Here is a 257-nt window from a genome sequence, read left to right as displayed (position 1 = left end):
CTTCTGTGCAGGGTCGGTGGGGATCTCCTACATTCCGCCCGGCACGCCGTGGAACAACGGGTTCATCGAGTCGTTCAACAACCGGTTGCGCGACGAGTGTTTGAACCGCAACTGCTGGCCCACCCTGTTGGAGGCCCGTGTGGTCATCGGCGACTTCAAGGCCGACCACAACCACCGACACCGGCATTCGGCACTGGGCTATCGAACCCCGGCCGAGTACGCTGCCGGATGCACCCACCAGCATCACCCCGTGGGCT

At 63.8% G+C, this 257-nt stretch carries 1 protein-coding gene; it reads left to right on the top strand.

Going from position 1 to position 257, the window contains the following annotated elements; genetic code table 11:
• Nucleotides 1–257, top strand: a 257-nt coding sequence (locus GOSPT_RS16750; protein ID WP_039856415.1) for an integrase core domain-containing protein, incomplete at both ends; no start/stop codon positions are given.

Source organism: Gordonia sputi NBRC 100414 (assembly GCF_000248055.1).
Classification (GTDB): Bacteria; Actinomycetota; Actinomycetes; order Mycobacteriales; family Mycobacteriaceae; genus Gordonia; species Gordonia sputi.
This window is presented reverse-complemented; position numbering and strand designations above follow the sequence as displayed.